The following is an 11343-nucleotide window of genomic DNA, read 5'->3' as shown; positions in this document are numbered from 1 at the left end:
AACATACTTCATGCATTGCGTCATGAAGTCCTCACATTTAAACAGGAAATTTGACGTCATAAAATAGGGTGGCATGCTGTCAAAGTGCTGCTTGCCAAAGCGTTGCCTTGCATCTTAAATTGTTACTGAATGTGAGAGTGATGATTCGTTAGCAATCTTTTATATATCAGTGCGTTGGGTGTGTTTGTTACGGTCAATTGTGGTCTTCATTCAAATTTGCCCATAGACAACATCAAAGGACGTCGAAGCAGAATGAAAGAGAACTTGGCGGCTGTTGCACGAAAACTCATCTCTCCCTCCACGCGCTACGAGATCAGGCTGCTCGCCAGCCAAATACGAGAAGTGCTTGGGCGAGCCTGTTTTTGGCGGTGGGAGGTCGCCAGGTTCCGGCTGCAGCAAGAAAGCCCCTACGAAATCCTCTACATCGGCCGCAAGCAGCAGCGCGAGATGGCCAAGCTGCTGATTGGTGGCAAAGTGCAGGGCAATGCCCCGGCCACAGCCAGTGGTGCAAGCCCCGACCCGTCAAACCATGTGGTGCTGGTGAGTGAAATGCCCACCACCGGGGCCTTGTCCGTGCCGCACTACTTGAGCGCGGTGGTCCCGCTGGGGCGCCCCCTGGAAGACATCACGGCACGCTATGACAGTGAGCTGCGCCGCAGTATCCGCAAGAACCGGCCGCTTTATCAAATGCGGCAGACGCTGTCGGATGAAGAAATCGCAATGGCCGACAGCCAGTTGCTGCGCCCCTATGCCACTGCAAGGCAGGGTATCCATGCCGCGCAATTTCCAACGGACGATGTGTTTCGCATCGCAAAGAGTGTAGGGCGCCTCGACCTCATCACCCTGGGCGACGAAGTGATCGGCTGTCACCTCGGCTGTGAAGTGACGCGGGGTGGAAAGCGCTACTGGAGCACCCTGCGGTTTGGTTATAGCGAAGCCGTGTTTTCAGATGCGAAAAAACTGCGCGAGGTGAACTCTATCACCACGTACATGGCGCTGGAGTGGGCGCTGGAACATGGCTTCGATTATTACGATATCGGCTTGTGCCTGGCGCGGCCGGATGACGGCTTGCTGAAATGGAAGAGACGGCGCGGTGGCGATATCGACTCGCTGGGCAATCATGCGTACCTGTTCGTGCGGCTACCCAAGACAGGCACCGCGAAGTTTCTTTGGGAAACCCCGATGTTCGCGGTCGAAGGCGACAAACTGACACTGCACCTGGGCTTGCCGGACGGGCCGAGCGACGAGGAAGTCGCCAGCCGTTATCACGAAATGGTCTTTGGTGGGCTGCACAAGATCTACCTCTACGGCGGCACGGGGTCCGGAGAGTCCTTTATCGAAACCCTGCGCAGTCGTTACGCCAATTTACAGTCGCCGCCGACGATGGAAAGGATCACATCCAACTGAGTCGTTTCAAAGGCTCGTGGCCACGCCACCCGGGGAGAAGCTTCATGGGAAGCGATATGTCGAGATTCAGCGCACCGTCCGCCGGCAAACGGCATAAGTGGACCCTTGCTGCGTACACGTACATGGCACGTAAGCGGCTCGCGCGCAATTCGGCTGTGGACCTGAAAAGCATCGCGTCAAAAAGCTGGGATATAGCACCAGGGGAAACAACCCTTTCCCCGCCGGCCTTCTATTTGCCCAATCAGCTTGAGCGGGTGACGGGGTGGGAGGCAAAGCGCTTTTACCCCTATGTGCATCCCGCGCGCACGATGGAAGGGGGGCTCAGCGTTGTGCAGGGCCCTACACGTGGTTATCTGATCAAGGACGTCTGGCTCGTGGACGGGGCGCTCTACAAAGGTAAGGCCAGCCATTGGTTGTCGTTGAAACCTAGCACCTTTCCGCGCGTTGTCGTCGAGAACGAAATCGAACGTGCGGCCATCTACTGCACGCAAAATGGCAACTCATGGTTTGGCACCTGGTTGATGGAAGACTGCGTCACCTACGCCCTGGCCTGTAACGAAGGTATACCGGTGACTACTGCGCCATCGGCCCGCTACCCTCTGTTTTCACAGGCGCCTGCCTATGAAAACTGGCTGGATATGAAGCCGCAGCGTTTGCGCAGTGCGTTTTTCCGTGAACTGGTGCTCTTTGACGACCAGAGCAATAACCACAGCCGGCATTTACGCTACCGCGCCATGGGCGAAAAACTGCTGTCGCATGTGAGCCATGAGTCGCACCCCGGCGTGTTCATTTTGCGCGGGGGGGACGGTGACTTGCGCTTCTTGCGTAATGAAATGGCTGTTGCAGAGCACTTGCGCCAGCGCAGGGGCTTTCGCGTGGTCGATCCGCTGAAGACCGATGTGCCGAGTATTATTGCCGCCTGTGCCGGCGCGAGGGTGGTGGTCGGGGTCGAAGGCAGTCAGCTGGTTCACGGTGTCAACGTGTTGCAAAGCGGCTGCTCGTTGTTGACGTTGCAGCCACCGAACCGTTTTGTCAGCTATTACAAGTACCTGACGGATCGCGACCAGCAGCATTTTGGCTTTGTGGTGGGAATGCCGGAAGGCGATGGTTTCAGGATCGATATCGAGGAAGTTGAACGCACCCTGGATCTAATGCCGGTATAGCGCACAGTAGTGCCTGGTTCAAAAGCGCCAGATTTCGGTTCGCAAGCTCAACGATTAGCATTTGGCTTCTCACCGATGAAACGGAATACCTTCCATTCTCTACGCCGATAACCTCACGGCAAAAACGATATCGCGAGCCGCCCGGGGCCTCCTGAGCGGCTGATATTGTAGAAAAATGTGTTATTTCAGAGCCTTATAGCGGGGCCGTTACTGCGACGCAAACCCGTAAAGGGCCTGCATATTTCAGGTGACGACATTTTGACGAAGTTACCCATCGCTCATTGAGATTTATTATGGTGTCGGATCATTGACGTAGTGTCATTGTGCCCATAAGCTCAAATCAACAGCGAGGAAGTCTCCCGCTAAACCCGCCAATAACTATTTTATTATCCTCTTTATAGGAGGGGGTTATGCGCTCGACACTGTTCATTAAATCAATATTCTTGTTGGTGCTTTTAAGTGGCGCAGCACGCGCTGCTGATTCCTATGTCAATCAAAACAGTGTCATTCCTGTCGCAACGGCAGGGTGGTTCTTCGCGTTTGCCGTTATTGGTTTTGTTGCAGTAGCCAATAGAAGAAAGATTTAAACTTTCACACGGTCGGCAGGGTGAAGTGTGTCTTTTATCCGGGGGTAAATTGCGTACGCCTGCAGCGCCGTCGGTAATTTGACGTCTGTGGTTTGTTTCTCGTGTCTTCGCAGCCGCTGGCAGCTTGTCAATTTTCCAACTGTTGCTATATTCCAGTAGCCAGTAATTACCAAAGACCGTAGGGTATCGCGGCTTGCTGGTAGTTCAGGATGTCGAGGTGTCAAGGTACAGGGCCTCCAGGAAGGTTGAGGCCATCGCAGCAGGTGGTGCGGTTGCGAAGTGGAGCGAGAGTTTGTGTGCCGTTCTCATTCAGTGCTCTTTGTCGGGCCAAAAAGGCCGGAGGGACCCTCATGGTACGTTCAATGTGTTCCGCTTTTTGCGTGCTGATGCTGTGGTCCGGTACCGGCAACGCGGTCGAAAATAACGCAGCTTACCTGCTCAGCCCTGGCGACGTAGTGATGGTGTCGGTCTGGCAAGAGGATAGCCTGCGCCAGGAAGCCACCGTGCTTCCCGATGGCAGTATCACCTTCCCCTTGGCAGGGCGAATCAATGTAGCCGGCCTCGATGTCACGGCGGTACAGAAACAAGTCGCTGCCAAACTCGAAAAATTCCTCCCCGACCCGAACGTCAGCGTTGTCGTCAAGAGCATAGCTGGCAACCTTGTGTACGTGCAGGGCAAGGTGATCAAGCCAGGGCCCGTACAAATGGCGGGCCCCACGGCGGTATTGCAGGCCTTGAGCATGTCGGGTGGGTTGGACAAATTCGCTGACGAAAGCGATATCAAGGTGGTCCGCGGCCAGGGGGCTTCCCAACGGATTCTGCCCGTGAGATATAAGGACTTGGTTTCCGGGCGCGACATGTCCACCAACATTCAACTCCAGGCTGGCGATACGCTGGTCGTTCCTTGATCTTGCCTTAATAAGAACACTTAATGCCTCTTCTTAGAACAACTAGCATTGCAACGGCAATCTTGGTCTTGCCGTTTACGGACGCGGTCCAGGCAGCAAATTGGCAGTCATCGGTGGTGGTACCGACCTCGGTCGAATACGACAGCAACCCGTTGTTGCTGTCGTCTGAAGAAAAGGGTGTAACGCGCACGCTCATAGCGCCCGACTACACCCTTGTCGGTACCTTCGACCGCGACGAATTACGGTTGGGGCTTGGCATGCATGTGTTGCGCTCGTCCGACACGGATATCGTCGACGACCGCGAAGACCCCAATGTGAGCCTGGGCTGGCAACGCGACACCGAGAAAGGGCGCTTTGGCCTGGTGGCGCAGTACAACGAAAGCTCTACGTTGTCTGGCACGGTTCAGGACACCGGTGTGGTGACCACCGATGGTACGCAAAAGCTGTATTCGCTGGCAGGCAACTGGAGCAGCGCCATCACTGAGCGCAGCACTTTGTCCAACGAGATCAAGTACAGCCGAGCCCGTTATGACATCAACACGCTGACCGGCTACAACGAACTGGGCAACGTGCTGACCTGGACCTACGCCTGGAATGAGCGGGCCGACCTGTATACCCGCTTTGGCGCAAGGCGCTACGAGCCCGAGCAGGACCTCACCGCGACGGCGTCCAACAGCTACACCCCCGCAGTTGGGGTCAAGTATCAGTTTACCGAGCGGCTGAGTGCGGATGCCCACTTGGGTGTGAACAAGGTTTCCGGCTCCGAAGGCGGTCGGCGCGGCGAGGGGGGGGCTTCGCTGCTGTATACCGGGGTGCGTTCCGACCTCAGCTTGAGCGCCGAACGCAGCACGGTCGCCAGCGCCGAGGGTGGTTTTGCCCAGCTCGACATGGTGCGCGGTATCTACAGTTATGCGGTCAACGAGCTGACGCGTGTCGGCGCCGATGCCTCCTGGCAAGACAGCAAAGGGCAGACGCCCAACACACTGCAAGTTTACAGCGTGTGGGCCAGCCGGGAATTTTCACCTTTTTGGGATCTGCGCCTATCGTTGATGTACAAGGAACGGCGGCAGGATGATGCACCCACTGCAGACGCTACGATTGTTGGTTTGACGTTGACGTATAGGTACCCCGACCTCTGAACTTCAGCCTGGTGGCCTTTATGAAGTCTGACTACGAGCTTTCCCTCAAAGATTACATCGCCATCATCAAGGATAGGGCCCTGTTATTGGGGATCAGTATCGTAGTCATTCTTGCCGCGACCGTGGTGGTCGCGGTGAGCGTGCCGCCTATCTACCAGTCCACCGGCACCATTTTGGTGGAGTCGCAGCAAATTTCCCCCGAGCTGGTGTCGGCAAACAACAACAGCTTTGCCGATGAGCGCATCGAGGTCATTCGCCAGCGGGTCATGACCCGCGAGAACCTGCTGCGCATCATCGACAAGTACAACCTGTTCGCTGACAAGCGGCTCAGCGAGAGCGACAAGATCGAGCAGATGCGCAATGCCATCGTGGTCGCCACGCTCAGCACGTTCGTCAGAGGGCGGGGCGAGGCCACAGTCGCATTCAATGTGTCGTTCGAGCACAAGCAGGCCCAGGTGGCTAAGGATGTCGCCAACGAACTGGTCACGCTGTTCCTCAATGAAAACCTCAAGCAACGCACTGAGCGGGCCAACGAAACCACCGAGTTCCTGACCCAGGAGGCCAACAAGCTTGGCGCCGAACTTGCCAGCCTGGAAAACCAGCTGGCGGACTTCAAGCAAGCCCATGCCAATGCCTTGCCCGAGCACCAGTCGCTGCGCATGAGCATGCTGTCGCGCTCGGAACTGGAATTCAGGGAGGTGGACCGCGACTACAAGACTGCGCAAGAAGAGCTGCGTTACCTTGAACTTGAGTTGTCGGCGGCCAACGCCGGGTTGACCACCAAGGCCGATGGGACCAGGCCGTCCAGTGCCGACCAGCCACAAGACCTGCCTAGCCTCAAGGCCGAATACACCAGGCTGCTGACCAGGTACAAAGACGCGCACCCGGATGTGGTTGCGGTCAAACGCAAGATCGAGGCACTGCAGGCCAGTGGTGGTGGTAGCAAAGCTGCGTCCTCGGTCAGCCTCGATGTGGCGCGGGTGCGCGCGCGCATCGGCGCAGCCCAGGAACGCATCGCATCACTGGCGGAGCAGAAACGTGAGCTGGTGAAGAAGATGGAAGGCTACGAGGCGGAAATTCTTGAAGCCCCGCAAGTCGAGCGTGGCCTGGTGACCTTGATGCGTGACCATGACAACGCACGCAAGAAGTACGAGGAGATCCGCGCCAAGGAAATGGGTGCGAAAATCACCGAGAGCCTGGAGCAGGAAAACAAGGCAGAGCGCTTTGTACTGCTGGAGCCGCCGCTGCTGCCCGAGAAACCAATCAAGCCAAACCGCAAGAAGATTGCTGCCCTGGGCCTGGTGCTGGCACCGGCAGGTGGCGGCGCCTTGGTGATGCTGCTTGAAATGCTTAACCAGCGGGTACGTGGCGTAGGGGCCCTGGAGAGTGTGCTGGGCAAGCGCGTGCTGGTGACAGTGCCCTTCATCACCACCCAAGCGGAGTTGGCCAAGCGCAAGCGCTGGCGCAACCTGCTGATCATCGCGGCGCTCGTGCTGATTGCTATCATGGTAGGGCTGGTGCACGTGTTCTACATGCCGTTGGATGTGTTGCTGTTCAAGGCTATGGCGCGGTTTGAATAGGGAAAGCAGTGATGGACAGGATCAAGCCGGTAGTTGGCAATAGTATTCATCAAGTTTCTCCAGGTGCCGCCCAGGTACCGCAAACCACCCCGGGGGTGGAGCAACCCGAGGTGCCAGGGCAGTTCGATTATGTGCACACCAAGGTGGTGCCGTTGCGTGCGGAGCACCTTGAGCGTAATCGGATTGTCGCGTTCAACAAGAATTCGAACATGAGCGGGCCGATCGACCTGCTGCGCACGCAGGTGCTGAAGGCGATGGAAGAGAACGGTTGGCGCACCTTGGCCATCACCTCGCCAACGCCCGAAGCGGGTAAGACGGTCCTGGCCATCAACCTGGCCATGAGCATCGCCCACCATACGACCAAGACGGCTCTGCTGGTGGACTTCGACTTGCGTCGTCCCAAAGTAGGCAGCACCTTGGGCTTGCCGATGGATAAGGCCCTCAACGAGCTGTTGACTGATCAAGCCGGGCTGGAAGAGGTGCTGGTCAACCCGACGTTGCCCCGTTTTGTCGTGCTGCCGACACGGGTGCCTATTCCGCTGTCTACCGAGATGCTGTCTTCACCCCGGGTAAGCAACCTGATCGGTGACTTGCGCAACCGCTATGAGTCGCGGATCTGCATCTTCGACCTACCGCCATTGTTGAGCTCTGACGATGCAATCACGGTGATGCCCAAGTTCGACTGTGTGCTGCTGGTTGTGGCCAACGGGATGAACAGCAAGCAGGAGATCGAGGATTGCCTGCACCACTTGGCGACGGTCAACCTGATTGGCACGGTGTTGAACAAAGCGGATGAAAAGCCGCGCACCTATTATTGAGGTGCTGGTTCACGGAGGAGCAGCACCAGGCTGCTCCTACCCGGATAGCGCATGGCCGCACGCTTACGGCTGACGCCACGGGTACTGCAGCTCCCACCCCCAGGCATGCGCCACGATCTGCTCCAGCGATGCATACGCCGGCCGCCAACCCAACACACTCATGGCCTTGCCAGCATCCGCCACCAACCTGGGCGGGTCGCCAGCGCGGCGTGGCGCATCGACTGTGTGAATCTGCCGCCCCGTCACCGCGCGGGCGGTATCGATGACTTGCTGCACTGAAAAGCCCAGGCCATTGCCCAGGTTGAATGCCGTGCTGGGCCCACCTGCCACCAGGTAGTCCACCGCCAAGGCATGTGCCGAAGCCAGGTCGGCGACATGAACGTAGTCACGAATGCAGGTGCCATCCGCGGTGTCGTAATCACGACCAAACACGGTCACCGCATCGCGTCGGCCGGAGGCGGCCTGGAGAATCAACGGTATCAGGTGGGTTTCCGGCTCATGGCGCTCGCCCAACTGCCCGTCAGGGTCGGCCCCCGCAGCATTGAAATAACGCAGGCAAACCGACTTCAGCCCGTAGGCACGATCGAAATCCTCAAGGATCTGCTCGACCATCCACTTGCTCAGCCCATAAGGGTTGATCGGTGCCTTGCCGTGCGCTTCGTCGATGGGTACATACAGCGGGTTGCCGTACACCGCAGCGCTGGAAGAGAACACCAGCCTCTTGATGCCCGCATTCACCATGGCCTGCAGCAATGTCAGGGTGGCCGCTACGTTGTTCTGATAGTACTTGCCAGGGGCGCACACAGACTCGCCCACCTGAATGAACGACGCGAAGTGGAAGACCGCATCGAAGTGGCATTCGGCGAACAGCACATCCAGCGCACGCTCGTTGGCAATGTCCAGCTCGGCCCATTGCACAGCAGGGCCAGGCGACACGAGGTCCGCTACCACCACATCATGACCCGCGGCCAGCAAATGCTTGACCATGTGCGAGCCGATATACCCTGCGCCACCGACAACCAGAAACTTCATCCGTGCCTCCTGGACGCTGCTGTTGTACAGACGCAGTGACTCGTCCCTGAATCGAACAGGTGGGATTATCAGCTACAGGTCTTCTGAGACTGTAGATGGCCAAATGCCCTATTTCAAGAACAGCCAGTTGGACATGTACGTGCCGTCGAAGGCGATGACATATCGCCCGTTCCGGTACACCGCTGGCAGTTCCTTCAACTGTGCTTGCGCGTCACGTGCGAACAGTTTCAGGCCGGCAGCGGCCTTGATGGACAACGTGCCCTCGAAGGGTTCGACATTGAAGGGCGTCTTGTCGTCGGCTTTGGGCACGGCCCGGGTGCCAAGCGAGATCAGCAGGTTCTGTGACTGGCCGAGTGGTTTTGCATCCAGGCTTTGCACGACGACGCTGGCGTAGGGCGTTTTTGCCTGTACGGCGACTTGCTTGAGGTTGATCGTTTGGCCACCCAGCCAGCCTGTTGCGGCTTGAGTAAGGGGTGTGTCGATGGTGTAGAGGCCCTGTTGCCAGTTGCGCTTGAGCTCCCCGGTATCGGTCACCGACTCGACGGCATCAGCCTCCAGCAGTGACTGAGCAGGGTCATGCAGCACCTGCGCATCGGCCGGGATGACGCTGGGTTTGAGCCACGGCAACTCCGGCGTCTGGGGCATGGCGACCTGCAGCCTGCCTTTTTCCATGGCGGTGCGCAGCAACACGGAGTTGCGCGGTGTGATGTCCTGGTCGAACAAGGTGGCGGGTGTTGGCGCGAAGACGTAGCGGGTGGTGGCCTGCTGTACATCCGCGCGGCGATAGAGCAGGGCGGCGGCGGGGAGGGTGGCGAGCATGGCCGGGTCGTTGTACGCGTGCCAGTTGTCTGCCGTGCGCCAGCCGCTGTTGAAGGCCTGCTGGCTGTAGGCATATTGCATCATGGCGTCCCAGCCTTGGTGGCTGGCCGTGCCCGCCACATACAGCGGCAGCGAGTGGCGGTCGGGCAGGGGGAAGGGCTCTGCGTTCCATTCGGTGACCGTCAGGGGTAGCCCGACTACCTGGGCAGCAGCAATCCAATTGATCATCCCGTCGCTGCTCAGCGGGTTCTTTTCGAGCTGCCCGATGGCGCCGTAGCTGTGTGCGTCGATCACATCGCCCGAGGTGAGCGCAGGCAACGCGCTCAAGCCATTGCCGCCCCAGGTGCTGGTGGTGGCGATGGGCACCTTGACGCCCAGGCTGCGCAGGTGCGCGATCATGTCGACATTGAATTGGCGCTCCAGATCATTCAGAAACAGCTTCGATGGGCCATGCTCCCAGGCACGCCAGGTGCGGTCTGCAGGCAGATCATTGCGCTTGGCGAAGGCATCTGACTGCTCCCGGTAACGCTCGGTGTGTTCGGGGACCTTTTTGTCCGGCATCAGGGCGTTGCCGTAGTGCTGGGTGATGTCGTTCTCGTTGGTGATCAGAATCGCAGCAATGGCTGGGTCGTCTTTGTAGGCAAGGCCGGTGTAGGGGTTCACATGGGTCAGGTACTGTTCGGCAAAGCGCTTCATTGCCTTCTGAATGCTCTGGTTCACGTAGGCATAGCCTTTGAGGTCAACCCTGGGCTCGCCCTTGGCCAGCTCATCGAAGTCTTCGATGTTGTCATGGGCGGTAAGGGCGCGCTGTACGTGCATGTCGAGCCACACGTAAATGCCTTCGTCCTTCAGGCGCTTGACCCACAGGTCGATCTTGCGCAGCGACTCGGCATTGAGCTGCTGGGTATCGCGAATCAGGGTGCCGTCGCCAAACACGTTCGGGCTGACCCAGGGGGAGTCATGGTGGTGCAGCCGGACGAGGTTGAAGCCCAGTGCCGACAGCCGTTTGGCCTGCTTGGCAATTTCTTCGTCTGGCGTCTTGAACAGCGAGTACGCAGACAGGTTGGTGCCCCAGAAACGCACGGGGGTGTTGTCTTCGAATACCAGTTGCTCGCCGGCGGCCTTTACAAACCCGCGCTTGCCTGCCGGTATCTCTGGCGTATTGAGAAATGACAGATCGACCGGCGACGTTTGCCAATCGAGCTGGTCGTCAGGCCACTGAGCGGGGTCTGTCAGGCCAAAGCGCTCGGTGGGGGTTGGGCCAAGCTCGATATCGCCCGTTACGTTCAACGTCGCCTTGATCTGCTGCTGGCCGGCGCTGATGGGGTTTTTGTAGAAGAACGCGCGAATCTCTGCGGTGTTGCCCGGTTCGAAGTACACCTTAGCCAGTGCGGGCTCGAAGCGCATCTCGATGCGCCTGCCTTGCGCATCTTTGCCCCAGGACCAGCCGCGGTTGTCGGGCAACAGCACGGGAGCGCCCATGTCTGCGCTGAACATGGCGGGGTCAAACTGGAACACGATGCCACCGCCCATCACGTTCGTTTGCCTGCTGTGCGCGGTCAGGTCGAATGCCCAGGTCAGGGTTTGTGCCTGTTCCTTGCGGATATCTGCCGCCAGGTCAAAGTCCAGCTCCTTGTTCTTGCCTTGCAGGGTGTAGCGGTAGGGCGCATTTACCTTGAGGGCGGTGTAGAAGCCGGTCCAGCTCCAGTTGGCGGCCCAGAAGTCGAACTTTGCTTTCATCACCGGCCCACCACCGCGTGTCACGGTGGGCAGGCCATTTTGTTCGTCGACGCTGACAATCCAGCCCGATGCCCAGCCGGCCTGTGACACCAGGGCAAGGCCAGCGAGTAGCGAAGCCCGCACGAGGGGGCGCAGAGACAAAGAGGTCAT

9 protein-coding genes are annotated in these 11343 nt (G+C 58.4%); 7 read left to right on the top strand and 2 right to left on the bottom strand.

What is annotated here, in order from left to right; all coding sequences use genetic code 11:
- Positions 1–252: 252 nt before the first annotated feature.
- The 7 genes from OGV19_RS11370 to OGV19_RS11340 all read left to right on the top strand — a co-directional run bounded on the left by OGV19_RS11370 (position 253) and on the right by OGV19_RS11340 (position 7602).
- Entirely contained in the window at positions 253–1407 is a 1155-nt protein-coding gene (locus OGV19_RS11370) for a GNAT family N-acetyltransferase (protein ID WP_264313448.1), read from the top strand.
- Between the two features lie 44 nt (positions 1408–1451).
- Positions 1452–2570: a glycosyltransferase 61 family protein gene (locus tag OGV19_RS11365; protein WP_264313447.1), complete on the top strand. Its 1119-nt coding sequence runs from the start codon at positions 1452–1454 to the stop codon at positions 2568–2570.
- 410 nt (positions 2571–2980) lie between these two features.
- Positions 2981–3157, top strand: coding sequence for an EPS-associated small membrane protein EppA (gene eppA, locus OGV19_RS11360; protein WP_077068395.1), 177 nt, complete (start codon positions 2981–2983; stop codon positions 3155–3157).
- Positions 3158–3507: 350 nt separating this feature from the next.
- The gene (locus OGV19_RS11355; protein WP_264313446.1) at positions 3508–4065 is read left to right on the top strand and encodes a polysaccharide biosynthesis/export family protein; all 558 of its coding nucleotides are present in this window, start codon (positions 3508–3510) and stop codon (positions 4063–4065) included.
- A gap of 23 nt (positions 4066–4088) precedes the next feature.
- Positions 4089–5204: a hypothetical protein gene (locus OGV19_RS11350; protein ID WP_264313445.1), complete on the top strand. Its 1116-nt coding sequence runs from the start codon at positions 4089–4091 to the stop codon at positions 5202–5204.
- A gap of 20 nt (positions 5205–5224) precedes the next feature.
- The gene (locus OGV19_RS11345) at positions 5225–6784 is read left to right on the top strand and encodes a GumC family protein (RefSeq protein WP_264313444.1); all 1560 of its coding nucleotides are present in this window, start codon (positions 5225–5227) and stop codon (positions 6782–6784) included.
- Positions 6785–6795: 11 nt separating this feature from the next.
- Positions 6796–7602 carry a CpsD/CapB family tyrosine-protein kinase gene (locus OGV19_RS11340; protein WP_264313443.1) on the top strand — a complete coding sequence of 269 codons (807 nt, stop codon included), beginning with the start codon at positions 6796–6798 and terminating at the stop codon, positions 7600–7602.
- 63 nt (positions 7603–7665) lie between these two features.
- On the opposite strand, the gene galE is transcribed toward OGV19_RS11340, so the two are convergent.
- Positions 7666–8634: a UDP-glucose 4-epimerase GalE gene (galE, locus tag OGV19_RS11335; protein WP_264313442.1), complete on the bottom strand. Its 969-nt coding sequence runs from the start codon at positions 8632–8634 to the stop codon at positions 7666–7668.
- Positions 8635–8742: 108 nt separating this feature from the next.
- On the bottom strand, positions 8743–11343 hold the full coding sequence (locus tag OGV19_RS11330; RefSeq protein ID WP_264313441.1) for a cellulase family glycosylhydrolase: 2601 nt from the start codon (positions 11341–11343) through the stop codon (positions 8743–8745).

Source organism: Pseudomonas putida, assembly GCF_025905425.1.
Classification (GTDB): Bacteria; Pseudomonadota; Gammaproteobacteria; order Pseudomonadales; family Pseudomonadaceae; genus Aquipseudomonas; species Aquipseudomonas putida_AF.
This window is presented reverse-complemented; position numbering and strand designations above follow the sequence as displayed.

Coding starts and splice junctions, on each gene's coding strand:
- OGV19_RS11355 (WP_264313446.1), top strand. CDS start 3,508: ATGGTACGTTCAATGTGTTCCGCTTTTTGCGTGCTGATGCTGTGGTCC.
- OGV19_RS11350 (WP_264313445.1), top strand. CDS start 4,089: ATGCCTCTTCTTAGAACAACTAGCATTGCAACGGCAATCTTGGTCTTG.
- OGV19_RS11365 (WP_264313447.1), top strand. CDS start 1,452: ATGGGAAGCGATATGTCGAGATTCAGCGCACCGTCCGCCGGCAAACGG.
- eppA (WP_077068395.1), top strand. CDS start 2,981: ATGCGCTCGACACTGTTCATTAAATCAATATTCTTGTTGGTGCTTTTA.
- galE (WP_264313442.1), bottom strand. CDS start 8,634: ATGAAGTTTCTGGTTGTCGGTGGCGCAGGGTATATCGGCTCGCACATG.
- OGV19_RS11370 (WP_264313448.1), top strand. CDS start 253: ATGAAAGAGAACTTGGCGGCTGTTGCACGAAAACTCATCTCTCCCTCC.
- OGV19_RS11340 (WP_264313443.1), top strand. CDS start 6,796: ATGGACAGGATCAAGCCGGTAGTTGGCAATAGTATTCATCAAGTTTCT.
- OGV19_RS11345 (WP_264313444.1), top strand. CDS start 5,225: ATGAAGTCTGACTACGAGCTTTCCCTCAAAGATTACATCGCCATCATC.
- OGV19_RS11330 (WP_264313441.1), bottom strand. CDS start 11,343: ATGACCTCTTTGTCTCTGCGCCCCCTCGTGCGGGCTTCGCTACTCGCT.